The sequence below is a fragment of the Parerythrobacter lacustris genome, from assembly GCF_024626475.1.
In the GTDB taxonomy this organism is placed as follows: Bacteria; Pseudomonadota; Alphaproteobacteria; order Sphingomonadales; family Sphingomonadaceae; genus Parerythrobacter_A; species Parerythrobacter_A lacustris.
On the sequence record NZ_JANKHH010000003.1, the window covers coordinates 506,601 to 529,381 of the forward strand.

Consider the following 22,781-nt stretch of genomic DNA (forward strand, 5'->3'; position numbering starts at 1 on the left):
AGCTTAGAGCTGTGATGACAGCTTTAATTTGCCCATGATTAAATCGCCAATCTGCTCTGCAATATCGGCGGAGAGGAAGGTGTTGCCTTGCATGACGACGGTGTTCTGCTGGGGCACTGTGCTGCGCCCTGCTAGGTCTTTTGAGAAGATGGAGCCCACGTCGATGCCGCCGAGGTCAACAGCGTCGATGCTCCTAATGCTCTTCAGGTTTATACCGGGAACCTTGTTGGCGAGCCGGATCACCTTGTTGATGGCCTCAATCGCCTTGTTGACCCCGCTCAGTACGAAATTGATCATGCTCTCAACGATGCCAATCACCGCATTCGCCTGTTCAGCGGCAATGATCTTGATGCCCAGCCACACGTCCTGCCAGCCTGCGGCAGTGTTGAGATTGGCCTGGTTAAGGTAATAGAGTGCGACACCGATGCTCGCGATAGCTGCAACGACTGCCGCTGCAATGAGCGCGGGGCCAGCCATGGCACCTGTCAGCAAGCCCCACATCACAATCAAACCTGGAAGCGCCACGGCGATTGGTAAGAGCGCTGCCATAAGCGCCGTGAATGCAAGGGCACCGATGAGGAGCACAGCGGTAAGCTTCGGGTGCTCCTTCGCAAAGTTGCCCACTGACTGAGCAACCAGAATGAGCTGATCGACCAATGGCTTGAGATACGGCATCAGCTCGGTTCCGATCGTTCGCGCTGTCAGTGCGACTTGGTCTCGAAGGTTGCTCCACATGCCGCCGAGCGATGCCGACTGTGCCTCCATAAGGTTGAAAAACTTGCCTCCTTCGCCGGAAAGCCCTGCGAGAGCGGATTTCACCTGTTCAAACCCGACACTGCCTTCTGAGACCATCTGAATGATCTGAGCCTCGGTCTTGCCTAGCTCGTCCGCGAGCGCGCCAAGGAGCGGCACGCCAGCTTCCGAGAATTGGCGAAGCTCTGCTCCTGTAAGTTTTGTGGCAGCCTGCACTTGGCCGAACGCGAGGATCAGCTGAGGGAGTTTGTCCATTCCCACGCCAGCGGTGATGTCGCCCAGCATTTTGAGCGTCGGAATCAAATCATCTGCGGAAGTTCCGTATGCAAGGAGACGCTTGGAAGCCTCTTCAAGCTGGCCAAGCTCAAATGGAGTACGGGCGGCGAATTGGGAAAGTTCTGCGAGCGTTTTCTGAGCCTGCTCAGCTGAGCCGAGCATGGTTTCAAAGGCTATGCGTGTCTGCTCAAAATCGACGCCAGCTCGAATTGCCCCCTTGGTAAGGAGCGCAAGTCCGGCAAATGCAACTGTGCCGGCAGTACCGACGGCCATCATGCCATCACGGGTAGCCTGGGTCTTTTTGGCTACGGCGTCGAGGTTCTTGCCGAGTGCGGCAAAGGTGCCCTGAGTGCGGTTCTGGGCATCAACGACAATTTGCAGTTTTGCTTCTTTATTTGCCACGGCGGGCGCGCTTAGCTGCTAATTCCTCCTCCTTTCGGTCTCGCTGGAGCTTCTCGCGGATTGCTGTCAGAACGTAGTTCGGTGCGTTCATGTACTCGTCGTACGTCCACCCGAACTCCTGCATGATTGCGACCATCTGCATGAGCGGGTCGGCTCGGCCGCGGCTGTACAAGTCGACCGATTCCGCTAGCTCTTTTTTTTTGAAACGATCGCGTCCAGCCCGTCGATCAGCTCATCGAACTCACTGCTTGGAAGGTCGAGGCAGCGGTCGACTAGGTTTTCGGTAGAGCCGTCCATCGAGACCACCATCTGCCGAATGAGCTCTTGCGTCATTTCGAACTGCGATTCAGTGTTGAACTCGCTGATCTTCGGAACTTCGCCCGACATCTCAACTCGGTTGCCTTTGAAGAGTGCCTGACGAACCATCTGCGCTTCGCGGGCAGTGGCGTAGGATTTTGCGACGAAAGTGTGTTCGCCGATTGTAATTGTCTGAGTGGTGCGATCCATAGGCTAGTAGCTAGATTGGGTATTGATAAGCTCCGCGCTGACCATCTCCGTGTCGGCCACGCTGTAAAAGCCTTTGAAGTCGGTTGTCGCGGTGACAATGTCGTCATTGCCGTAGCTGCGCTCGAACTTCGAGAACTTGGCCTTAGCGAGATCGATAGTGAGCTGAGGGTTGAGGCTGCTTCCGATGGTCACGTCGGAATTGGTGAGCCGAAGGCGCATGGCCTTGGCGGTGTCAGCAAGCATGTCCGTCTTGAAGGTGTTGTCGTTGAAGACGAGCTCAACCGAGCCTTCCACTGAGAACTGCTTGTTGAGGATGTCCGCCTGATCGAGTGAGCCGAGCTTTCGATCATCCTCGATGTTCTTGTTGAAGGAAAGTTTTACTGAGCGGACGTCGATGGCGGATGCTGCGCCGAGGCCAGCCAGATTGGTTGCGATTTTCAGGCTGCCATGCTGCGGGAGGAAGTGGTTCTCGGTGCTGTATGACGGCGTGAGGGTTGCGGTCGTGCCCACCTTCGAGCGGAATGCGGCGGTGTACTTCGCGTACGCACCAATCATCACGTCGATGTTGAGTGATTCCAGAATGGCGAGCGGGTATTTATAGTCCTGATTGGGATCGTCGAGAAACAGCGTCAGGGCAGGGTGCTGAGCGCTTTGTAGGACGGAAAATGCGTGGGTGTAGACGGTGCTTTCTGAGGGGCCAGATGTCGAAACCGAGCCAAGGCAAGCCAGGAGAAGTAAGCCGAACGACTTGTCGTAGATATTGCCCTCGATCTCCCCTTCGGCGAATTTGCCGGTGACGGCTGCACCGACTGAGTCCTCGATAACCCCGTTGGAGCTCTCGTCGATGGCCTGCTCGATGCCGTCGTCAAGCGTGAGTGACGTCTTGGGAAGGTAGAAGGTCGCACTTGTTTCAGCGGTACCTCGAACGGCTTCCTTTGCGATGCCAATGTCGGCCAAGCGGCCTAAGAATTTAGTCATTCTCCTCGGGGTTAGGGGTTTCTAAGGTGGGTTCCTCAGCAGCGAGCTGGCGCTCTGCTTCCTCGCGGGATGTTGCGCGGATAGACACGGGCGGATTTCGCTTTGGGAAGAAGAAGACCTGGGTGTCGTTTGGTGCAGGTGCCATACTCCGGTCAGTCGCGGGAATCCGCTTCGGCTTCTGTGTTGCCATGTGCGAAGTATAGCATTTGAATTCCGCATGCTTAGCTGCCGCGAAGTTTCTCCTCAACTTCTGAAATTTTTTCCGCTATGTCGTCGATCGCAGCATCGAGGCTGTCGATGCGATCCTTCGCCTCGCAAATCCAATCATCAACTTTGTCCTTATAGCTCTCGCTCCATGCATCACCGCGCTTCTCGTATAAATTCGCTAGGTGGCTCTGCTGATGGGCCAGTTGGTCTCGTTTACGGTCGAGAGCTGCGTTAAGTTTATCTAAAAATTCTTGCTGACCCACCTTCCATTGTTGCTGACGCTCTTCCCAGTGGCGTTGCTTCTCTGCCCGCTCCCCACGTTGCTCTTGTCGAGCCTGATAAGCTCGCGTTTGCAACTCCTTCCACTTTTCCCAATCAGCATTCACTGAGCTTCTTGCCTCGGTAATCAGGTGGTGCGCCGCAGCCTTGTCCTTACCAAGCATCTCATCCTTACTGTCACGGAAATAAGTACCAGCTTCCCTCAGGAGTTCGTTGCGTTGCTGAAGGGCTAACTTCGCCTCGTCGGTTTCGCCGAACACCAGATTCAAGGCTCCTCGGACAACCAGATTTGCACCAAGTGTCGCGAAGGTTTCAGCTAACATATACGAACCCTCGTCTGTGGGCGCTGCGGCGTCGACCAAACGCTGTATCTTTGACAAATGGTTAGCAGATGTCTCGCCTAATTTTTCATAGCGCGAGTTCCTTTTGGAACGCTCCTCCTCGTAACGCGCGCGCTGCGCCTTCAGGGCAGAGGCGGTGTTCTGCACAATGTCTCTAAGACTCTGACGTAAGTCGCGATCAGGAAAGTGGACATGTCGGAAAGCTTGGTCGACTTCTTTCAGATCAGACCAGATTGCGCGCCAATCTCCGCGCCCGCTGTTGATTGCCGTTGCGGCCATGGAGCTCAAACGCTCTACTCGGTTTTGCAGCTCTCGGTAATCCATCGTTGCCACTCGCAATTGACTAGACCGAGATACCAAAAGCTAGTTCCGTTCTCCAACGGAAATGCAGTTTAACTAGAAGCTCAGTGATACATGCTGCTTGGCCTGAATCTGCACCACTGCCATGATGAGGTCGCGCCCGCTGTGCTGGAAGGGCTGAGGTGCCGATGAAACCGGAAGAACCCCGCCCATCGCGGTGCCTGAGAGCGTCGGGTCGTTGTCGAACTCCTGCATGACGGCTTCCATGCCCTCTTCGACGGTCGTAGCGTCTTCTACGTCTTCAGCGTTCCAAAGGATCATGATGTCGTAGTTGTAGGTGCGCAGATTAGTGCGGTTATCTAGCGCCTCGCTCTCGATCGATGGCGGCATGAGGAAGGCCCAGGGGAAGGCCGGAATATCGCCCGCAAGAGGGTCTTTTTTGAGGTCTGAGGTAGAGCAGCCTGAAAGCGTCTCAGCCGTCACCAGCTCGTCCAGGTTAGCCTTAATTGCTTCCTTAATCGCAGTGGCGCTCATACGTCGGCAAGTTCGCTGACAATCTTGTTCACCGCCGTCTCGAAGTGCTTGTTGACCTCCGGCTCGGCCTTCTTCGCAATGCGATCCATAAACGGATTAGGCTGTCCACCCCGCGCTCCGAAATAGACGTAGGGGGAGTAGTGGGCGGTAGGGCCAATGGTGCCACGCAGGCCGCCGTTTGCAAACTGACGGCCATACCCAAAGGAAAGCGCCAGGTAGCCGGTGCGCATGGCGCGGGGTGTCTTGAACTGAAAGTTGCGATCGACCGCTTGCTTCTCCACTTCGAAGATAGATGCCTTGGTCGCTGCGGCAAGGTATTTGAGCGTCGTTGCTGGTGCCCTGCGGAAGTTGGCGCGGAGGGTGTCGAGGTTCTGAACCTGTACGGAGACGTTGATCATAGGTTGTAGCCGCGACGGTAGTTACGGATGGTGCGCAAATCCTCGTCGGTAAAGATGCTGCGGCTCCAAGTGATGCTGCTCTCTTGGAATGTCTCGCTCAGCCTGCCCTCGCTGTCGCGCCGCTTGAAGATGCGAACGACGGCCTCTTCGCACATCTCGGTGAGGTCAGCTGGAAGATACAGGTCAGAGTCCTCTGCGGCGTTCTCGCGCAGGTAATCTGCGGCAATAGTGCTGGTTGGGGCTCGGCCTGCGGCAAGAGTGAAGCTCGCGCTGCCCGGTACAAATGTGACGTTGGACGCCGCCTCACGCATTCCATCGGCGTAAACGATTACCTGAGTGGCATCCTCGGGCAGGGTGAAGGTGAGGTTGCTGCCATCGACCGTCCCGGTCGGCGTGATATTGAAGAACCAGAAATTATTGACGCCGATTGAGTAGCCGCTGAAGCCGCCGGTATAGGTTACGCGGACATTTTGGAAGCCTCGGGGAAGGCCTCCTGGGACGTAGATGATGCCAGCGTCTCGGTCGGTGTGGTAGTAATCCTCGTTGACCGCTAGCCAGTTGGGCGAGCTGTTGGAGCCGGCGTTGTACTGAAGGGCGCTGACTGTCTGAACGGGCGCATTCTTGACGATCAGGAAGGTTCGGCGGGTGCCATAGCTGTCGGAGCCATCGTGAAGCTCGTGGGTATAGGTGCCTTGGATGAATCTGCGACCGCACATTTGCTCGATGCGGGCCGTGACGGAGAGAATAAGGCGGTCAAGCACGGTATCGAACGACGTTGCCGTGATCTGTAGCCGGTCTTTGATCCGTTCCTTGGTTGTGAGTGCGTCGCCGTACATAGGGGATTGGGTTCATTGTACCCGGTGAGCCCCCGACGTGGGTCGGAGGCTCTGGGGGACAACGACTAGTCGCTGTTCACTGGGCCTGCCGCTCCACCTCCGAGGAGGAAGATTGCGTTGCCTGGGAACGACGGCGTGGTGCCGCTCACATTGAGCACGGCGCGGAGGTAGCGCTTTCGCGTTACGTTCAGCTCCGGGATGCGAGCAACGCCCACTTGGTTATCAGCCGTGATCGTCACGCTGATGCTGGCCACGTCTACGAACGTCGAGTTGTCGTCAGACTCCTCTAGCTCGATGACGTAGGTTTCATTGGCATCGGCGAGATCGATGTCACCGGCAGACACTACAAGCATCGCGTCGGTGTAGCCCTGCGTGTCGATGCCTGTGCCGTTGGCGTCGGCGGTGCGAACCGCTGGCACGAGCGAGGCGAGCACTTTCACATTGTCGTATAGCTTTCGCATAGGGGGAACGGATTAATTGCTAAGCGCCTTCGGTGCCCTCTTCGGGCTCTTCGGCAGCGTCCTCGTCGGCATTGCCGTCAAGGTGGAGTTGGATGCGCTCCTGGAGGTCAGCCTTGCTGCCGCCAGTAGACAAACCAAGCTCCTTCGCGCGGTCTTTCAGCTGCGCTAGGTTCATGTCCTCAAGGGACACAACCTCTTCGGGCTCTTCGGCAGGGGTCGGAACTCCTGACACCGGCGAAAGGTCGACTGGGTCGAAACCCGCTGCTTTTTCATCGGATAGCTCCACTTCGGTGCCTTTTTCGACCCGGTCACCATTCACCAAGAGCGCTACGTTCGTTCGGTAGACGCTCATAGGCTAGGAAGCGGCTGTCTTGAGCACGACTGCTGCGGCTGGAAGCTGAAGCGTCACGGCATGGCGGTGCGTGAAGCGCATGGCGGTCTGATTAGCGCGGAAGACGGACTTGCCGCCGACCGTTGCTGAATCGGACTTTGCCACTTCCATCGGCCCACGATCGCCCCAAGCAAGTGCGAGCTTGAGGTTTCCGAATACGCCGAACTTGGTGCTGATGGCGCTTGCCGAGTACGCAGGGAGTACCGGCGTGGTGAACACCGGATAGCCGAGGACTTCGCCAACAGCCTGGATGCCGCTCTCGCGACGGAATGTCGCAAGGTTGCTCTGGCCGTAGACGTAGTTGTCGCCGCTCTTCTGCGAGCGAAGCTTCGCCCACACGGTTGGGTGGAAGTAGAAGGCTGCATCGCCAAGGGCTGCCGTTGGAAGGCTGCCGATCGCGGTTGAAGCTTCTTCAACACTCACATCCTCAAATCCGGTGGCACCGGATGCGAGGGTCTGCGTGGTCACATCGCCTGAGCCAAGAAGGCCGACGAACGGCGAGCCTGCGTAGGTGCCGCCCATAAAGCCTTCACGGTCGAGTCGGTACGCCATGCCCTCTGCCGCCATGGCCATAAGCCAGTCAGCAACGGACACATTGGCGTCTGCGAGAAGCGTATTGCCGATGCGGAAGATGAGCATCCACGTCTTCGCGTGGAGGCGAGCAACGCCGAGATCGCTCTGCGTCTCGTCGCCTTCATCGTCCTCACCAACATACTCACCCTGCATTGCCGCGCCGGTGAAGCGCGGAATTTCGAGTGCATCTGAGCCCATCGCCCAACGACGCGCGTCACGTGAAACGAGACCGACCGTTTCCGCAATGCGGAGGATGCCGGCGTGAACCTCGGTAGGAACGAGGTAGCCACCGGTCTGGTCGCTCGATTCGAGGTACGCAGCCTTCTGGCCGTGCGCGATCGCGCGGATATCACTGAGGAAGTTTGTCTTCGTCTCAGCATCAAGGCCGGTGATGTCGCGGCCCTCGATTGCGCTCTGAAGGCGGACGCGTGAGACGGTCTCCTGGACCTTCTCAGCTACCTCCTTGCCGACGATTTCTTCGAGGTTCGACTTGATGGCCTCGTCGACCATCGTCTTGAACTCACCTTTGAGTTCTTCATTCATGTATTGGGTAAATTAGGGGGTGCAGAACTAGGCCGCTTTGCGTGCGTCCTTAACCTGGCGCGCTTCTGCTAATACGTCGCCAAGAATGGTTGAAGCGTGCTGGAGAACGCGGCGCTTCTCGGAAAAGTCGCGATAAGCTCGCTCGTCTTCCGTCTCACCCTCGTCGCCAGTCGGCTCCTCATCACCCTCAGGCTCCCCGGCCTTTGTGCCGAGTGCTTCTAAGGCGACGATTGCCGATTTCAGGCCGTCAATGACCGACGCTATCTGCTTGGTACTCAAACTGCGCTCCTGAGGCTCCTCTAGCTCTTCAGATTGCGTTTCTGCATCGGGAATGTCCTCAGGCTCATGCTCGCCTTCCGGCGCTGTCTCAGGGGATTCTGGTGCCTCCTCGGCGTCCTTTTCCACGAACATGATGCCCTTGGTTACGAGGTCGTTGACGTTGAGCTCCTTCTCCATCGCCAGCGATAGGGCGTAGGGGTTCGCAGGTACGGAAACGAAGCTGAACTCAAGTAGCTCAGCCTTTGTGATGAGGTTGCCCTCACGCTCCTTCTCGATAAAGCCGACACTCGTCGCTTTAAGGAAGCCTAGATCGTAGAGGCGGCGCTTTTCCTGGCCTTCCTCGGTCGGTGCAAACTTTCCCTTGGCGACCATCTTGCCGTCGGCAATCTCGACGCTTGTGGCGATTCCAATTAGGCGATTGTGGTCGTGGCCCCAAAGAACGACGGGGTTGGCTAGGTAGTGGGTGAGGTCCCAGCCATCGAGCTTGATAACTTCCTGATAGCGGTCAAGATTTTCGGTGGTGATGACGACTTCGAAAGTGCCGGTATCGCTGTCCGGTGCAGCCTTAGTCTCTTCGAGCAGGGCACGAACTTCGGGGGAAGCAAAGCGCTCGGCTATCCTCGCTGCCAGCTCCTCCCCGATGCTCTTGAGTGGGTACTTCATGCGGTTGATTATACAGGCGCAATTCCACGCTAGACTTCGATGAACTCCGGCCGAATGAAGCACCTGCAGTTCGTATGAAGCGGCGGCACGTCGATTGTTCGGTAATCGAGCGTCAGTTCCTTGCCGTCGGCAGTCAGCACCTCACCCTTTTTAAAGAATGGCTTATTTGTTGCGACGACCCTGCCGTGCTGCGGACCGCACCATGGGCAAACGCGCTCATCCTCGGCGGTGTACCAACGGATCGATTTGACGACGCCTGACTGGCGGTAGGCTTCCAAGCTTCCCTTGTTGGCGATGTAAAAGGCCTCGGTCTTGGCAACCGCTGCGGCGCGGTAGGTGTTCGAGAAATCGTAGACACCGCGCACCCGCTCCGTGAGCTGGGTTAGGTCTTCACCGCCAGCGAGCCCGTCGTTCAAAGCCTTGGCGAGCAATTTGGCCGTGGTGTTGTTGTAGCTCTTGGCGAGACGCCGTGCGGCGAGGTCGACTATGCGAGTGATGCTCGGGTCGGCCTGATAAAAATCGAGTGGGAAATCAGCAACGGTCGCGAACTCTGCTAGCGCCTGTTCCAGTAGCAAGCCGCGGAGCATCGGGCCGACGAAGTCAACCAGCACAGACACCTCACGCTCCATCTCGAAGAGGTCGCCCTTCTTCACGTCCTTGGTGATCTGCTTGAGGTTCTGCGTGACCTCGCGCTCTTGGCGATTGTTGAAGTCGCGCACTTTGTCGGCGATCAGTTTCTCGTGGTCCTCCACGCGAGCAACAAAGCTCTTGTGGCTCTCCGCGTCAGGATCGTGATGCGCTGAAGCGATTTCGACCGCCTTCTCGGCTAGCCGTTCCCATACGCGTTCCTGCTTGGCTGCTCTGCGCACCCTCGCCGGTGCTGTCTTCTTGGGGTCTTCTGGTTCATCGTCGTTTGCGGCGGGCAGGGCAGGGGCAATCACGGGCTCGCCAAGAGGTGTTCCAGGTGAGCTATAGATCGTGTCGCCGCCTTCAACTTTTGGAAGGCCCACGCTCGCGCGGACCTCGTTCACCGTCATGTACGGCTGCTTGTTGAGCGCTACCTCGCGCTCCTTGAGTTGGAGCTCCTGATTGACCGGCACGAACTCATCGTAGGCAAAATAGAACCGGCCTGTCGGGTCGAAGGTAGGGGCTACATTGACGTTCAGGAACTCCACCAGGTCGTCAGCGACTGGCTTCACCGTGTACTTGGCGAAAATGTACTCACTCGCCTCTGCCGTGGCGCGATTGACCTCGGTGGATAGGCCAACCAGCGTCTTAGGGATGCCGAATGCGGAGAGGATCTTGTCCCGGTAGCGGTCATCGGTCGCGCCAAGCTCCATCTCAGCCATGTTGGCCGTGACCTTGGAGAACTTGCTGCCCTTTGGGAGCACGCCAAGCTTGTGCGCATTGGCGACGCCCACGTGGTCATTGGCGAGACCCAGCTTGATGAGTTTGATACGCTGCTCGGTCTCTTCCTCAGTCTCGATGAAGCCGCCGAAGGTCGCGCCATTGACGAAGAAGCGAGAAAGGAACTCACCCAGGTACGAACTTGTGTCCACCCAGCGAGCAATCTTCTGAAGCTTGCCCACACCCCAATGAGGGCGGGCAGGGTCGATGTAGCGATCGTGCAGCACTTCTTTCAGCTGAATCGTGCGTTGCTCTGCTCCGTCGCTGTACTTGAGCGCCACAACCTTGCCGCCGCTTAAGATCGGCGCGACTCGGGTTGGGATGAGCGGCTGCACCTTCTGGCCCTTGGCGCGCTCCCAGAACGCATTACCTGCGAGCTCCTTGTAGACGGTGTTGAGGTAGATGAAGTCCTTGCCGGTGAAGTCAGTGCCGGGAGCTTCAAGGAAGTCATACAGGGGGCCGTCAAAGACCTCCTGATCGTCGCCGTTGCGCTGATAGCGCATCACCTTGAAGCGGATGCTCGCGACGGCAGTAGCCACCTTGTCGATGGCTATGAAAACCCATTCTTTGTTAGCTTCTAGCAGGTTCCGCTGGTTGATACCGTCAGCCGAACCTCCAACAGGTATCCACGTGCCGGGATAATCGTCTGACGCTGCCTTCTTCGAGCCGAAGCTTCGAAGCAGCGAGGTGAGGGGATTCATGGCTCAATTATACGCCACGCGCTTCCCCTAATTTGTGATTTTCTCACGGGTTGGTGTTGCCGAAGAACCGAGGCATAGGTTGTATATGACTAGGGCTCGCGCAGACAGGTACACGTTTCCTTGGGGGGAGGCAGATAGCTGCCCATGTTCGAGTGGATATACCTTCAGGGACTGCTGTCGGACAGCTCCAGGCAAGCTGCCCTACGTCAAGATTCCCAGTCTCGAACCTCCGGGTGAGATAACTGGGCACGCTCACCCAAAATGCTACATGGCTCGGACCAGAAACTGCTCGACTGCGAAGAGCCGAGAGCACTACATTTCCGAAGCAATCTTAAGGCGCTTTGATAAGCTATTGGTGACCGGAATGCCTTGGCAGGTGAAGGGCGAGAAGGAGACTTTCCCTGCATCGGCTCTCACGGCGACTGTTTTATGCGAGCGTCACAACAATGCACTGGCACCAATCGATCAATTTGGATTGCGGACCTTCAACGCAATAATTGAGGCGTGTGACTACGCTCTGGGAAGTCGTCATTCTGGTCGAGTGCTGCATAGCCTAATAAGCGGCGATGGCATGGAGCTGTGGCTCTATAAATTGCTTGCTGGCATCCACTTTGGCGGCATCGCTGCCGCAGACGGTGGGCTTCTTCGCGACACTTGCTCGTTTCCGTTGGACGAGCTGGTGACCTCGCTCACGACTGGCACTCTACCGGATCAGGCGGGCTTTTGGATTGCTTCCAACTTAGGACTTGTCGAACGCGGCCATATCTCAGTTGGCCCTCTGATAGACGCCGCGAAAAACAGCAATGTTGGCGTTCAAGTCCGTTTTGGACCGATTCAGTTCGAGGCGACGCTTGTCGCTCCTGCAATAACGACGTCTCATCTGGAAAAGCTCGCCCCGATGAAACGTCCCCGCATTCTTGATTTCGTCGGGCCTGCACGGGACTCTCGCGTCATACTAAGCTGGCCCGGCCTGGCTCGAGAAGTGCGCCGCCTAGAGGTGAAACTGGAACCCCAAGACTAATGCAGCCAAGCGATACCAATGTTTTCACCCTCGGTCGCTCGTGAAAGTGTAAGAGCGAGTGCGTCCCCCACGTTCGGCGACGGCACGCCTCGCTTTTTCATATCCTCCTTGCTTTCGAGCTGAAGCTTCCCGGCCGAGTTAATTTTGTACTTGGGCTGCGCGAGCTCGTAGAAGCCGTCGTGCTTCTCGAGGATCGCGTCACGTAGCCAATCCCGAACGTTGGACCAGCTCTCCACCCTGATATTGACGAACTCTTTTTCATCCCGCGCCTTGCCGGCCACGTTCACCCCCAGCACCCGGCCAGCAATGTCAGGCTGTTCTCGTAGACGGTCGAATATACCGGCACCCAGGCCGATGATGTCGATGTAGATCGAGGCGTTGGGGAATTCCCGCAGGTAGCGCGCCGCCTTTCCGGCTAGCTGCATGGTGTCGTTGCCGTTTATGACCTCAAGCACACGCGCCGCGTTCCCCTTCCTGAAGACGAAGGCGCTGTCGTCGTCACCGAAGCGCGCAGGGTCGAGGCCGATTGCCTCATCATCTTGATTCTGAAGCTCGCGGTCAGCGCCAAAGGCGTACTCCACCGCATCGATGGAAATGAGCGTGTCGGACGCGCGGCGAGGGAACTCGCCAAGAACACGCACGCGGTAAACGTCGCTGTCTTCGCCGTACTTTTTGCGAACCTCTTCGACGAAGTCCCAGGTCACCAGACCGGGCAGCACCTGCTTCTTCGCTTTGACGTTGGGCGTATCAAACGCGCTTATGTGGATTTTGCTGAAGGTCGGGTCGCGGAAGGCGTCGAAGAATGGACCGCTGTTCTGGGTCGGGTTGCCGATAAGGACGAAGCGGACAATCGAGCCACCCGCCATGGCACCGAGCGCAGCTTCATAGATCTTGGGACTGATGCCAGAAGCTTCGTCGAATATGACGAGGATGTTCTTGGCGTGCCAGCCTTGGAACGCCTCCATGTTGTTTTCGTCGTTGGCGATGCCAAGCGCAAACCACGTCTCGTCGATGTCGAGCTTGGTCTTGAGGAGGTTGCCACCGAGCGGGTAGCGCGCCTTCTGATAAGCGTCGCGAAGGTTACGCCAGAACTGGTTTTCAATCTGCGTCCACGTGGGTGCGGTGTTGATGACGACGGCATCGGGGCCGTACGCGTAGAGGAAGCGAAGCGCTTCCCTGGCCATGTGGTAGGTCTTGCCTGAACCGTTGTTGCTGCGGATCGCGGTGTTGCGATTGTCGCGTATGGAAAGGCTGATTTCGAGCTGCTTCTCCCAAGGCTCGTGGCCCAGTACCTCAAGGTGGAAGAAGGCGGGGTCGTCCCGGAATCTAGCTTGTAGCGTCTGCTCCTGGCTTGGCCTTGCCATTGGCGATGGTGATTAGATCGGCGATTGTGCGGCCACCGCTGGTGAGGTCGACCTTGTTCGTAATGGGGCCGTAGAGCCCGTCGCTGATTTCCTTGAAATGCATGAAGCTTCCTTTGAGCGCCTTGTCGAGGCCGGCCGCCTGAAGCGCCTCCTCGACCTCCTCGGGTGTCATCTTCTTCTTCTCGGCGATGCGGCGAAGCGCTTCCATGATGACGGTCTTGCGGTCCCGCTGCCCGAGACGCCTCCCTTTAGGATTACCGCTTTGCCCCGGCTTCCATGGAGCCACGAGGTTCTGTGGATTGCCGCGCTTTTTGGTACTTTTTTCGGTGCTCTTTTGAGCGGCCATAAGCGTTTAGAGGATTAGCCAAGCGAGGACGAAGAGCGCCGATGGCACGCCGAGGAAGAAGAACGCAAGCGCCTTGGCGGCGTCCTTGCTCACCTCGTCTCGATATTCACGATACTGCGTTTTGGTATTCATAGGGCTTCACTATACCACAACGTAGGCGTGATGCACTCAGGTCCGACAAAGAGTCAGCAAAGAAAGCTATCGAGCTTCCGTCCAAATCTCGAGGAACTTACGCTCCATCTGCCGAGCGTTAGAGCGGTTGTATAGAAAGGCCGTCTGGGCAAGGCGGTTACCGTCTTCGCCTGCATGCTTCCTGCTGATCTCCAGCAGTTGCATAAGCCAATTGCGGTCATGGTAGTCATCAGACACGCTAAGCTTCGTAACGATTGCATTGAAATCACCGCGCATGCGCTCTCCGGTTTCGCGCCGTGGTGCGTACTTCGCCGCATGCCAAGCGAGAATGTCAGAGGCCTGCGCAGCAAACGAGCTGATCTTTGAAACAAAGGCATGGCGTCGGTAGCGGGCGTTTGAACGTCTAACCGGATCTTCGGCAATAGAGTTTAGTAGGTTATTGACTGACCTCTGCTCTTCGTCGCCGGACTCAAAAAAGTAAGAGATGCGAGCTTCGGAGTCGCTGTTGTCTGCCCAACTGCGAACGGCGAAGAGCGAAGCCCACACTCCCAACGTTACTGCGTTTGGCATTAAGCCCTCTGACGTGATTACCTCGTCAAAATCTTGATTTTTGATGGTGAAGGCGATGCCCTTGAGCGGGTATGAAACAAGGAGGTCGATTGCTTCGCGCGCGCACGCGTCCCGCTTTTCGCGGCACCAGCCTCTGAACTCTCCTTGGGCCGCGTTGCAATCAGTCATGTGGAAGTGACTTAGGCCATACTTCCTGAGCATAGCCGACCAGCCTCGTTCAAAGGTCCTGAGGTGCTTCTTGCGGAAAATGAGGCCAGCAACTGACGTGTACCCATTCATCTCACTGGCGTCGAAAAACACATCGATGACGGCCACCGCGGAGCATCCTTTTTTAGTGCCGAGAAACATGAGCACTTTTGCGGCGATCTCTGCCAGCAATACATTTGGCTCGCAAATGACAGAGAAAAAGGCTCCCCAGAAGGGGAGCCTTTGGTCATGCCAGCATCGGCAAGAGCGGTTGTTCCTGGATCGGCGCACGAGCACGATCCCAGAATGCGTCCTCGCAGATGTCGTCGATAACCGCGTGAAGCTTCGCCGTAATTGACGGCGTCTCCATGATGCGGCCAGCGAGCGAGTGGGTGACTGCGTTGAAAAGCCGGTAGGCAGTTGCGTCCCCCCAGTCATGCGGCGGATTCTCATACGCCCGCAATACGTCGTCGATGCGTTGGACGTTGATGACGTTCTCGCGGAACAGGCGAAGGATTGCGTGATCAGCTTGCTTGGCCGACAACGGCGAGCGCCGGTACATGAGAAACGTGTCAGCCTGGGCAGCCCGGTGCTGGTGCAGCGGTTCGACCACCTCTGCAACGAGCGACGGTAGCGCAAACTTTGCATTTTTGGTGTGCTTGCGACGGATAACGTGATCGCCAGCAAATGCGAGATTGTCGCAGACGAAGACGCGTGAGCCGAAGCTGATGCCGATCGGAAAGCGCTTGTCGTGGCTGTTGCGCAGGCCGACAGAGTCGCAATAGTCACCGTCCTCGCTCAGAAGCGACAAGACGCCGAAAAAGCGCATGCCGTCGGGAGTGACGCCGAAGTGTTCCTCGACGATCTGGTGGCCGTAGAAGCCGAGGCTGTACTTCACCATGTCCACCACTGCCTGGTGAGCGATGGGAACATGGGTTTGCGTAGCTTCGGGAATGGGCAAAGCGGCAAGATCGCCGTAGTCGACGGGCTCTGCGCCCGCGTGCAACATTAGTGTCATGGTGAGGCTCCTTTCAAAGTGCTCCTCCATCATTGTCTCACGAGAAAAACCCCCAGCGCGTATGGCTGGGGGATAGGTGTGGCTCGTCCGGAAATGCGCTCTGACGGTTTGCCCGTCTTCGGTTGGTGCGCTTAGTGTCGAGTGGCGTACTTGGGCGAAGGTGAGTGGTGAGCGAGCTCTCCCCTCCAATCAGCTTCCCAGGCAAGGATTGCCAGCCGAACGTATCACACGAAGTGCAGCAGAGCCTCGCTTAGCCTACCACGAAGAAGAGCCCCGCACGGTGGCGGGGCTCAATAGTCGAACAGGTCGCCCTGGCGTGGCCGGACATCGATAGCCGCGGCTTCGCGCCTTGCCTTGGCGGCCCATGCTGCCAGTGTCCTGGCGAAGCGTGGGTCGCGCTTCCTGCGAGACCGAGCTTCCCGAAGACAAACCCGGGCGTAGTAGATCAGGAAGCTTCGCCGCTCATTCACGCCGGCCTCTTTAAAGGCACGACGTTCGAGGTTTGGAAATCGGCGGGAAGGTAGGTGATATCCTGCACGCCGATGTAGCCAAGCAATGCGCCTCGATCACTGCGAAGCGGAATGGCAATAGAGCCCCTGACAACGCCGCGCGGCGCGTAGCCAATGCCATGCTCCTCGCAGAACGCCGAATCAAAACCGAGCGCGATCACCATCTCATGCTCGTGATCGAGATAGCTCAGGGGGGAGAGCTTACTGCCCTCCACCCCCTCGCTCTCCGGAACGGTGCGACTTGTACGGGGATTTGTCCCTTGACTTGTCCTGTCGGTCAGACCGGCAAGCTCCGCCAATTCTGCGGCTGCATCTTTCGCCGGTATGTCGAGGATGTGAGCGGCAAGTGAAATCACGTCGCCGCCCTTCTTCTCCGAGAAGCAAAAGAAGCCTCGGCCCTCGGTGACGACAAGCGCACGGTCGCCTCCTTGCTGGCAACGGGGACACGGTCCCCGCCATTGGTTGCCCTGGCGTTTGAGTGGCAAATCCAAGAGTGAAACGGCTTGGGCAAAGCTGACGGCCTCTTTGACGGCCGCAAAATCGATGAATCCGGGCATTTCGGCCTCCTTTCAAAGAGCTGACTGCTTTCAGTGTATCACCGGCATTGCGCCGCTATCCCCACGGGTACCGGGTGAGGGCGCGCGGTCGTGCTTCAATGAAGGTGGACACAATCAAAGGAGGTCCATCATGGCTGGAAGGAAACCCGACTATCGGGTCTGCACGGCGGAAGAAGGCCAGAACGGCGACCGCTTTTACTCAGACATCGGCGCAGGCTGGCGCTTCGAAAGCGACAAGGCGATCGGCATCAGCGTGAAGTTGCGGCCGAATATCGCCGTCATGGGCGAGCTCGTACTGTTCGACAACAAGGACTAAACGCCCGAAAGCCCTCGCACGTTGCGGGGGCTTTTTTCTGCTATCATAGAGGGGCGAGCGGGTTCCGCTCGTTAGGCCATAACTGCGCGGGAGCCTCTCTTCACGGAGAGGTTCGTGCGTCAGCTACAGCACCATATCGGCGGATGCGAGCAAGGCCTTCGGTACCCTCCAGTTTGCGCCAAACGTCTCTTCGAAAGCATAGATGAAGCGATCAGCGGCTGGGCTCTTTTTCTCGATGTAGCTTCGCAGATTTTCAGCGTGGCGATCGTTGGTGGTGACGATCAGGACACTGGCGGCCGGAAAGCCCCAGGCCTCGGTGTGGCGCTTCAAGCGAAACATTTCATCATAGGCAGCAACCTTCTTGCTCCACGTGTTGTAGCCGGAAACCGAACGCTCAATGCTCTCTGTATTGCGGTCGACCTCGAGGAAGAAAATGCGCTTCTTGCCGTCGGGTCGCTCGATGGCAAACAAGTCGTCGGGTGTGAGCTTCGTCGCGGCCAACTGAAGGGTTAGGGAGCGTTGACGGCATTTCGGGTGAGCAAGCAACTCATCGCGCGGGACAAACCGGAAGCCACGCTTAGGTGCGGTCAGTTCAAGTGATGCGGTGAAACACGCCTGCATGAGCTGGTGAACGAACGGAGCGGATCGAGACGGGGCCACGGCACAGGCCTGCTTGCCGAGAAGCGCCTGCGCCTTCGGGGCCAAGTCGTAGACAAGCGGGCTGTAGCGTGCATGGAAGCTCGCATATTGGCGGGCAGGCCGCGTGAGCCAGCCTTGATGGTAAAAGCGGGTGTAGCGGCGCTGGAGGTTAGCGCGATTGCGAGGCTCGCCGAATTGAGCGAGATACGTGATCGGCAAAGGGCCGTGCCGAGATATCGCCGCCCAGGCGGCAAGGTCGGCCTCCTGAGGGATGACAGCCTCGTTTTCCTTGGGCGCAGGCGGCGCGAACCTGAGTCGCCTTCCTTGGGTATCGGTAGCCATGAAATAAGGATACCGCGCCAAATTGCGCCGTAACCGTTTCGCATGAAACGGTGTGGAACAGCAGGGTGCGACATGCGGCCGGATGGCGCGCCCAAAAATTTCAATAGTCCACCCAGTCGTCCGCTGGGTCTGGTTTGGAATCGCTCGATTGTGGGTTTGGAATTGCTTGCACGCTGGTGGCAAGCGAAACCCGCTCCCGATTGCGCCGTAGGAGTTCCTCACGAGCAGATTGATCGAGCTGCGGCAACGAACGTACCGGCTCAACCGGAATGCTGACAGCACCGGGCGTCACGTGGCGAATATGCGCGGCAAACTGAAGGCGTGGCTGGGCGAGGATGAAATCGGGCGTCGTTCGCATGTCGGGGGCCATCTGCCGGGCGTCGTTAGCGGACAGTCCCGATGCGAATTTGATTCCGGTGTTGGCCGCAAAAGAAGACCTGAGGCTGCCTGTGGCTTGGTCAAGATACTGGTGCGCCAGCAGCAATCCGGCCTTGTATTTACGTGCCTCGGTCAACAGGTCGTCGATGTTCTGGGAGAAGAAGCTCCCGGCTTCATCGATAGAGATGAAGGCAGGTTTACGCTGTCCTTCCGGTATGGCGGCACGCTCCAGAATCGCTTGAAGAATGAGCGAGATTAGGAGCTTCCCGAACACGCTCGAACCTTCTTTCAGGAAATCTTTCGCGGTGTCGACCAGGATCACCGCACCGCGGTTCAGCTCCGTGAAAAAGTCGACCTTGGTCTCGGGCGCGGTAAAAAGCCGCGCCATGGTCGGGTTCTCGATAATGGCTTGAAGGCGGTAGCGAATTTGCTCCTTGGTACCTTCGAACGTTTTGGTTTTGAAGTCGGTGCGGAAAAACTCACGTGGTATCTCGGGCAACTGCTCGATCGCTTCCTCGTACGGCGCTGGGTTCGACATCAGGTGCAACATGTCCAGGATCGTGGCGTTGCGGCCCATAGTGTCGGGAAGCGAGAGCATCAGCCTCGTCACATAGCGGAAAAAGACCTCCTGCTTGCCGGTGAGCGTGAGATTGGTGAGGCCGCTGAATAGGTAGCCGAATGTCTGAATGACCCCTGCGGTGACTTGCTCGCGGGTGGATTCGTCATAGGTGGCCAGGCGCTCCCGGTTCACCGCAAACGGATTGAGCGCGACCGGAAACTTTGTGTCGCGTGGGTCAATGAGAATGAGCCGGTCCTCGAGCCCAAGGTCAGCGTGAGTGAGCTTTCGAATTAAGTCGCCGTGCGGGTCAATGACCACAAGCGCAGGTCGGTCTTCACTCTTCAGGTCGTGCAAGATCAGGTTTTCAATCAGGGTAGTCTTGCCGGCACCGGTACCGCCAACGACATGCCAATGATTGAAGCGATCCTCGGCCCTGAGCTTGAGCGGTACCGGCGAAAGCAGAAGGTCTTGAAACGGCGTTCCCTTGAAGTATGTCTCGACGAGCTCGGCAAGCGGAAGCGGGCTTTCATCCGGGCCTATTAGCGGCTTGCGACTGCGCTCATCCTCGGGGTCGCGACCGGAAGCGCGACACAGATTGCGATACAGCTTGCGGGAAACTTCAGCAAACAAGCCACGGTCAAATCCATCTGCGAGTGTAGGCGCGATCCGGTCAACTGCATCCCTGGGATTTTCGAGCGCGAAGATCAGGGGGATAGTGAAGGGGGAGGGTGCCTCGGTTTCCGGGAGACGCTGTGCGAGCCCGAGAGTGAGGTTTCGCGCGATCACGTACTGAAGCTCTTCCAGCTCTTCAATGTTTTGGAGGAAGTACTGCTTCTGGTGAAGGAGGCTTCGATACTCGACGAGCTCGGCAACCGACATTCGTTCAAAAGCTGGCGGCGGCAGGTTCCAGATGTGGGTATCGGACGTGACGAGCTTCTTCACAGCTTTCAGAAGGGGGGCGGGCGCATCCTTTCCGGTCTCGTCGCGAACTGACCAAGCGATAAGATCGATAAGTTCCTCTGGAGTGCTTGTGGAGCGGTCCTGTGCCGCTTTCACCCAATGGTATAGGTCTCGGACCTCCTGCAACTCGCGCGATCGCTCGTTGCCGAAAAACCGTCGAAAGAGTGGGGTGTAAGTGCTCAAGAGCTGTATTGCGCAAGAAAGATGAACACCAAGGCGATGAGCACAATTGGGATGACTCTTTCAAGCCTCGTGCTCCCGTCCGGATTCAGGAAAGCTTTGCGGAACTCGCCGCCGAGGTCGTCAGCGACGGCCTTGGTGTAATTGATTGGAGGTTCCGTCGGCTCAGCTGGCTCCATTGGCTCTTGAGGCGGCGCGACGGGATCTGGTGCAGGAAGCGAAACATGGGTCGGATGGGTCGACGGAGGCTCAGCCGGGCGAAGCGGTGTCGATTGTGCAATCGCCTTCGGCTCCTCGCCGCTTTCAAAGGCCACGACGACTTCCCGCCCGTCGAACGTTGCAACGACATCCAGATAGCCGCGCAGATTGTTGCAGGCTTGGTGCAATGCCTCTTCGCAAGCAAGCACCTCGTCGAGACTTTTGCACTCGACGTGCTGGCCCCGTTCGAGGCTGGCTACCGTGATATTGAGGCGCATTGAAGCGAGGGCGGAGAAAGCGAGGTTTTTGAGCGATCCCCGTACCGAGCCGTCTTCTGACGAGGAGCCCCTGTCCAAGTAGCCTTTCGCCGCTTCGCTATTGTAGATCACCAAATTTTGAAGCTTGTAACGACGAAGGTCATTCCTCTCTTGAGGTGTGAACTCCGCGCGGGCGTCCAGGCAGAATATCGCCGTGCTTTTGGTCAGCCCACCATCGCGTTGGCTCCGCTTGATCCTCAGTTGCATAAGACCTCCCGTGTCGCCTGAGGTCTCAAGTAATGCTCTCCTCGATGAATGTATTGTATTTGTTGGTACCCGGTGGAATCCCGGCATAGATGGCCAAGAGCTTGGCATCGTCGGGGGTGCAGTGGCTGGGGATTTTAGTATCGACGAGCAGCAAGCGCTGTTTCCAAGCTGGCACTTCATCAAATGAATTGACTCCGGCTATCAGGCGATTTTGACGCAACAGGGCGGAATGAAACCGGCATTGGTAGAAGCCGAAGTCCGGTAGCACGACTGGTCCCGGATATTGCGAGATGAGAAGGTTGGCGATCACGAAAGCATCAAAATCACCAAGCGTCGCGCGATCGAGCCGTGCCAAGATCGTGCCCTTAAAAGACAAATTGGTCGGGCGACAAAGGACACGCTCAAGGACAGGCGAAAGCAGCAGTTTGGCGATGAGCTGGTGCGCGTACTGGGTGTCCTTGGTGTCTGGAATAAGTGTCGAGAGGCTTCGGGGATGGTCCGTCAGCGCGCGCAGTATCTGCAACTCGGCCGCCGCCTTCGTCAGCGTATTCTCACCTTCGGGAAATGCGGATTTGAGAACGTCCCAGAATTGTCGCGCCTTCTGGTAGCTCATCCCTTTGAGGGGATTGAAGGAATGCTTGAGCGGGTCAAAATTGATGACAGCCCGGCGCGGTGGGAGCTCCACGCGGTCGATGAGCGTCCCGTCGTCGATGAATAGGAAGCGGTCTGGAAGATGGTCGAAAATTGGCTCTTTGTCGGAGCCGATGATGAGGGCATTTGGCATGGGGTGGGGAGAGTAGAGCCTCGCCTCGTGTAGGGTTGCTCCCGCCACCCACGAAACGAAGGTACATCCCTTGCCATTGTAAGCCCTTGGGCTGCACCTCCTCTCGGTGATGCAGCCCGCCTGTCCGTCTGGGCAAGGAATTGCCGACTATGTCAGGGCTTTGGTGCGCGGCGTGGGGCTCGTCGGCGGCATGCAGTCGAAGTCAGAATTTCGGTAGGCGAACCCTGCGGAGCCGCTTCGCTAGTCGAAGCGCACGTACCGTCCGCCGCAGTAATGGATCTCGCCGTGCATTCCCTCTCCACGGTCCGCGATCATGCGCAATATCCAGGTACGAGTTTCCTCCACTGCGTTGAGGTATACCTCGTCGTAATCTGCGTCAGCGTCGCTGTAGCCGGTGCGTGGTATCGGCAGAAATTTGTGAGCCGTGTCGATACTTTTGAGGACCTTCCGCGGATTTCGTAGATCATCCTGGGTTGGTCGTGGCCAAGCATCGATCCTCTTCGCAAACATCTTTTCCGGTACCAGGTACGAGGCACTGAGAACGCGTTCGCAGACGCTCAGAAGTTCCTCCAGTTTGCCCGTCGAGACGGGGTAGAAACTCGAGTCGTCCTTTCCGTTCTGCACATTCTTCACGAACCAAGCGTGGATGTGGCTTGCGCCGGTCCACTCCATCACCCGCTCTTCGACCGTAACGCGATCTGCTTTGAGTTCGCTCACCGGCTTTCCGCGACGGGTTATCTCTACCGAATATTTTCCTTCTTCGCGCTCGTAAGACCGCTCCTGAACGTGGGTCTTCCGCATCGCACACATGTTTAAGGCCATAATTGATTTTGTTAGTTTATAGGCAACCTCCTTGGGTTGGTCGGCCAATTGCCGACGGCACCTGATCTCAAACAATATGGCGGCTGTCACCGTTCGGTATGGTGCGGTGTGAGGCGCTATGCGCCGGAGTGTGCCGGTATGGTCGCGTTGAATTTTTTTGCGACGGGCGTCCTTTAGGACAGGGAGGGCGGGCAGGTTCTTTGAGCTTTGTATCGGACAGTGGTCAGGTGGGAAGGTGCCAGCGTGCTTGCTTCGCAAGCGAACGGTGCCGCCCACTGTTCGTCGTTGGTAGCGGAGCGCCACGACCCCATGCAATTTGAAGGCGTCCTTTGTCCGATAGGAAAAGGCGGCGTTCCCGAGAGGGATTGAATTGCATGGGGTCGTGGCGTGAGCCCGACGAACAGTGGTGCGGAAGAGTAGGAATGAGACGGTACGGTACGGTCGGCGCTATATTCTGCGTATGCATACAGGATAGGTAGGTGTATGTTTACCCACCATGCCGCTCTTGCTCACCTGGTTTTGAACTAGAAAAACGGTACCGATATGA

25 protein-coding genes are annotated in these 22,781 nt (G+C 57.4%); 2 read left to right on the top strand and 23 right to left on the bottom strand.

Features of this window, described 5'->3' with window-relative positions:
• Window positions 1–3 precede the first annotated feature (3 nt).
• The 12 genes from NSO95_RS05930 to NSO95_RS05985 form a co-directional block, all read right to left on the bottom strand.
• Window positions 4–1,431 (bottom strand): tape measure protein, encoded by a 1,428-nt coding sequence (locus NSO95_RS05930; RefSeq protein ID WP_257595239.1) that lies wholly within the window; start codon window positions 1,429–1,431, stop codon window positions 4–6.
• 186 nt (window positions 1,432–1,617) lie between these two features.
• The gene (locus tag NSO95_RS05935; RefSeq protein WP_257595240.1) at window positions 1,618–1,938 is read right to left on the bottom strand and encodes a hypothetical protein; all 321 of its coding nucleotides are present in this window, start codon (window positions 1,936–1,938) and stop codon (window positions 1,618–1,620) included.
• 3 nt (window positions 1,939–1,941) lie between these two features.
• Window positions 1,942–2,916, bottom strand: a complete 975-nt coding sequence (locus tag NSO95_RS05940; RefSeq protein WP_257595241.1) for a phage tail tube protein — start codon at window positions 2,914–2,916, stop codon at window positions 1,942–1,944.
• A gap of 221 nt (window positions 2,917–3,137) precedes the next feature.
• The gene (locus NSO95_RS05945; RefSeq protein ID WP_257595242.1) at window positions 3,138–4,067 is read right to left on the bottom strand and encodes a hypothetical protein; all 930 of its coding nucleotides are present in this window, start codon (window positions 4,065–4,067) and stop codon (window positions 3,138–3,140) included.
• 72 nt (window positions 4,068–4,139) lie between these two features.
• Complete coding sequence (locus NSO95_RS05950; RefSeq protein WP_257595243.1) at window positions 4,140–4,577, bottom strand: hypothetical protein; 438 nt, start codon at window positions 4,575–4,577, stop codon at window positions 4,140–4,142.
• Window positions 4,574–4,975, bottom strand: a complete 402-nt coding sequence (locus NSO95_RS05955; RefSeq protein WP_257595244.1) for an HK97-gp10 family putative phage morphogenesis protein — start codon at window positions 4,973–4,975, stop codon at window positions 4,574–4,576. The genes NSO95_RS05950 and NSO95_RS05955 overlap by 4 nt, the downstream gene beginning before the upstream one ends.
• A complete protein-coding gene (locus NSO95_RS05960; RefSeq protein ID WP_257595245.1) occupies window positions 4,972–5,811 on the bottom strand; it encodes a hypothetical protein in 840 nt (279 codons plus the stop codon). Before NSO95_RS05960 ends, NSO95_RS05955 begins: the two co-directional genes overlap by 4 nt.
• Window positions 5,812–5,876: 65 nt before the next feature.
• Window positions 5,877–6,245 (bottom strand): hypothetical protein, encoded by a 369-nt coding sequence (locus NSO95_RS05965; RefSeq protein ID WP_257595246.1) that lies wholly within the window; start codon window positions 6,243–6,245, stop codon window positions 5,877–5,879.
• A 46-nt stretch (window positions 6,246–6,291) separates the two neighbouring features.
• Window positions 6,292–6,624 carry an SAP domain-containing protein gene (locus NSO95_RS05970; RefSeq protein ID WP_257595247.1) on the bottom strand — a complete coding sequence of 111 codons (333 nt, stop codon included), beginning with the start codon at window positions 6,622–6,624 and terminating at the stop codon, window positions 6,292–6,294.
• A gap of 3 nt (window positions 6,625–6,627) precedes the next feature.
• Entirely contained in the window at window positions 6,628–7,779 is a 1,152-nt protein-coding gene (locus tag NSO95_RS05975) for a phage major capsid protein (protein WP_257595248.1), read from the bottom strand.
• A gap of 27 nt (window positions 7,780–7,806) precedes the next feature.
• A complete protein-coding gene (locus tag NSO95_RS05980; protein ID WP_257595249.1) occupies window positions 7,807–8,721 on the bottom strand; it encodes an HK97 family phage prohead protease in 915 nt (304 codons plus the stop codon).
• 29 nt (window positions 8,722–8,750) lie between these two features.
• Window positions 8,751–10,829 carry a phage portal protein gene (locus tag NSO95_RS05985; protein ID WP_257595250.1) on the bottom strand — a complete coding sequence of 693 codons (2,079 nt, stop codon included), beginning with the start codon at window positions 10,827–10,829 and terminating at the stop codon, window positions 8,751–8,753.
• Between the two features lie 355 nt (window positions 10,830–11,184).
• Here NSO95_RS05985 and NSO95_RS05990 point away from each other — a divergent pair, with 355 nt between their 5' ends.
• Window positions 11,185–11,850 (top strand): hypothetical protein, encoded by a 666-nt coding sequence (locus NSO95_RS05990; RefSeq protein ID WP_257595251.1) that lies wholly within the window; start codon window positions 11,185–11,187, stop codon window positions 11,848–11,850.
• Here the strand turns inward: NSO95_RS05990 and NSO95_RS05995 are convergent.
• From NSO95_RS05995 to NSO95_RS06020, 6 genes are all read right to left on the bottom strand, one after another.
• Window positions 11,847–13,214 carry a terminase large subunit domain-containing protein gene (locus NSO95_RS05995; RefSeq protein ID WP_257595252.1) on the bottom strand — a complete coding sequence of 456 codons (1,368 nt, stop codon included), beginning with the start codon at window positions 13,212–13,214 and terminating at the stop codon, window positions 11,847–11,849. The genes NSO95_RS05990 and NSO95_RS05995 overlap by 4 nt on opposite strands.
• Complete coding sequence (locus tag NSO95_RS06000) at window positions 13,177–13,560, bottom strand: DUF5681 domain-containing protein (protein ID WP_257595253.1); 384 nt, start codon at window positions 13,558–13,560, stop codon at window positions 13,177–13,179. Before NSO95_RS06000 ends, NSO95_RS05995 begins: the two co-directional genes overlap by 38 nt.
• Window positions 13,561–13,566: 6 nt before the next feature.
• Entirely contained in the window at window positions 13,567–13,692 is a 126-nt protein-coding gene (locus NSO95_RS06005; RefSeq protein WP_257595255.1) for a hypothetical protein, read from the bottom strand.
• A 66-nt stretch (window positions 13,693–13,758) separates the two neighbouring features.
• Window positions 13,759–14,640, bottom strand: a complete 882-nt coding sequence (locus NSO95_RS06010) for a hypothetical protein (RefSeq protein ID WP_257595256.1) — start codon at window positions 14,638–14,640, stop codon at window positions 13,759–13,761.
• Window positions 14,641–14,695: 55 nt separating this feature from the next.
• A complete protein-coding gene (locus tag NSO95_RS06015) occupies window positions 14,696–15,466 on the bottom strand; it encodes a DUF932 domain-containing protein (RefSeq protein ID WP_257595257.1) in 771 nt (256 codons plus the stop codon).
• Between the two features lie 466 nt (window positions 15,467–15,932).
• Window positions 15,933–16,532 carry a CHC2 zinc finger domain-containing protein gene (locus NSO95_RS06020; protein WP_257595258.1) on the bottom strand — a complete coding sequence of 200 codons (600 nt, stop codon included), beginning with the start codon at window positions 16,530–16,532 and terminating at the stop codon, window positions 15,933–15,935.
• Between the two features lie 130 nt (window positions 16,533–16,662).
• Here NSO95_RS06020 and NSO95_RS06025 point away from each other — a divergent pair, with 130 nt between their 5' ends.
• Window positions 16,663–16,848: a hypothetical protein gene (locus tag NSO95_RS06025; protein ID WP_257595259.1), complete on the top strand. Its 186-nt coding sequence runs from the start codon at window positions 16,663–16,665 to the stop codon at window positions 16,846–16,848.
• Between the two features lie 123 nt (window positions 16,849–16,971).
• On the opposite strand, the gene NSO95_RS06030 is transcribed toward NSO95_RS06025, so the two are convergent.
• The 5 genes from NSO95_RS06030 to NSO95_RS06050 all read right to left on the bottom strand — a co-directional run bounded on the left by NSO95_RS06030 (window position 16,972) and on the right by NSO95_RS06050 (window position 22,282).
• Window positions 16,972–17,829 carry a replication-relaxation family protein gene (locus NSO95_RS06030; RefSeq protein ID WP_257595260.1) on the bottom strand — a complete coding sequence of 286 codons (858 nt, stop codon included), beginning with the start codon at window positions 17,827–17,829 and terminating at the stop codon, window positions 16,972–16,974.
• Between the two features lie 100 nt (window positions 17,830–17,929).
• Window positions 17,930–19,909, bottom strand: coding sequence for a type IV secretory system conjugative DNA transfer family protein (locus NSO95_RS06035; protein WP_257595261.1), 1,980 nt, complete (start codon window positions 19,907–19,909; stop codon window positions 17,930–17,932).
• Window positions 19,906–20,628 (bottom strand): hypothetical protein, encoded by a 723-nt coding sequence (locus NSO95_RS06040; RefSeq protein WP_257595262.1) that lies wholly within the window; start codon window positions 20,626–20,628, stop codon window positions 19,906–19,908. Before NSO95_RS06040 ends, NSO95_RS06035 begins: the two co-directional genes overlap by 4 nt.
• Before the next feature lie 25 nt (window positions 20,629–20,653).
• Window positions 20,654–21,412: a hypothetical protein gene (locus NSO95_RS06045; RefSeq protein WP_257595263.1), complete on the bottom strand. Its 759-nt coding sequence runs from the start codon at window positions 21,410–21,412 to the stop codon at window positions 20,654–20,656.
• Between the two features lie 240 nt (window positions 21,413–21,652).
• On the bottom strand, window positions 21,653–22,282 hold the full coding sequence (locus NSO95_RS06050) for a hypothetical protein (RefSeq protein WP_257595265.1): 630 nt from the start codon (window positions 22,280–22,282) through the stop codon (window positions 21,653–21,655).
• Window positions 22,283–22,781 lie beyond the last annotated feature (499 nt).

Excerpts from the sequence above, each read along its gene's own strand:
- NSO95_RS06030 (WP_257595260.1), bottom strand. The coding sequence starts at position 17,829 with ATGGCTACCGATACCCAAGGAAGGCGACTCAGGTTCGCGCCGCCTGCG.
- NSO95_RS06040 (WP_257595262.1), bottom strand. The coding sequence starts at position 20,628 with ATGCAACTGAGGATCAAGCGGAGCCAACGCGATGGTGGGCTGACCAAA.
- NSO95_RS06045 (WP_257595263.1), bottom strand. The coding sequence starts at position 21,412 with ATGCCAAATGCCCTCATCATCGGCTCCGACAAAGAGCCAATTTTCGAC.
- NSO95_RS05950 (WP_257595243.1), bottom strand. The coding sequence starts at position 4,577 with ATGAGCGCCACTGCGATTAAGGAAGCAATTAAGGCTAACCTGGACGAG.
- NSO95_RS06005 (WP_257595255.1), bottom strand. The coding sequence starts at position 13,692 with ATGAATACCAAAACGCAGTATCGTGAATATCGAGACGAGGTGAGCAAG.
- NSO95_RS05985 (WP_257595250.1), bottom strand. The coding sequence starts at position 10,829 with ATGAATCCCCTCACCTCGCTGCTTCGAAGCTTCGGCTCGAAGAAGGCA.
- NSO95_RS06025 (WP_257595259.1), top strand. The coding sequence starts at position 16,663 with ATGGCTGGAAGGAAACCCGACTATCGGGTCTGCACGGCGGAAGAAGGC.
- NSO95_RS05940 (WP_257595241.1), bottom strand. The coding sequence starts at position 2,916 with ATGACTAAATTCTTAGGCCGCTTGGCCGACATTGGCATCGCAAAGGAA.
- NSO95_RS05960 (WP_257595245.1), bottom strand. The coding sequence starts at position 5,811 with ATGTACGGCGACGCACTCACAACCAAGGAACGGATCAAAGACCGGCTA.
- NSO95_RS06015 (WP_257595257.1), bottom strand. The coding sequence starts at position 15,466 with ATGACACTAATGTTGCACGCGGGCGCAGAGCCCGTCGACTACGGCGAT.
- NSO95_RS05935 (WP_257595240.1), bottom strand. The coding sequence starts at position 1,938 with ATGGATCGCACCACTCAGACAATTACAATCGGCGAACACACTTTCGTC.
- NSO95_RS05980 (WP_257595249.1), bottom strand. The coding sequence starts at position 8,721 with ATGAAGTACCCACTCAAGAGCATCGGGGAGGAGCTGGCAGCGAGGATA.
- NSO95_RS05945 (WP_257595242.1), bottom strand. The coding sequence starts at position 4,067 with ATGGATTACCGAGAGCTGCAAAACCGAGTAGAGCGTTTGAGCTCCATG.
- NSO95_RS05955 (WP_257595244.1), bottom strand. The coding sequence starts at position 4,975 with ATGATCAACGTCTCCGTACAGGTTCAGAACCTCGACACCCTCCGCGCC.
- NSO95_RS05970 (WP_257595247.1), bottom strand. The coding sequence starts at position 6,624 with ATGAGCGTCTACCGAACGAACGTAGCGCTCTTGGTGAATGGTGACCGG.
- NSO95_RS05975 (WP_257595248.1), bottom strand. The coding sequence starts at position 7,779 with ATGAATGAAGAACTCAAAGGTGAGTTCAAGACGATGGTCGACGAGGCC.
- NSO95_RS06020 (WP_257595258.1), bottom strand. The coding sequence starts at position 16,532 with ATGCCCGGATTCATCGATTTTGCGGCCGTCAAAGAGGCCGTCAGCTTT.
- NSO95_RS05995 (WP_257595252.1), bottom strand. The coding sequence starts at position 13,214 with ATGGCAAGGCCAAGCCAGGAGCAGACGCTACAAGCTAGATTCCGGGAC.
- NSO95_RS06000 (WP_257595253.1), bottom strand. The coding sequence starts at position 13,560 with ATGGCCGCTCAAAAGAGCACCGAAAAAAGTACCAAAAAGCGCGGCAAT.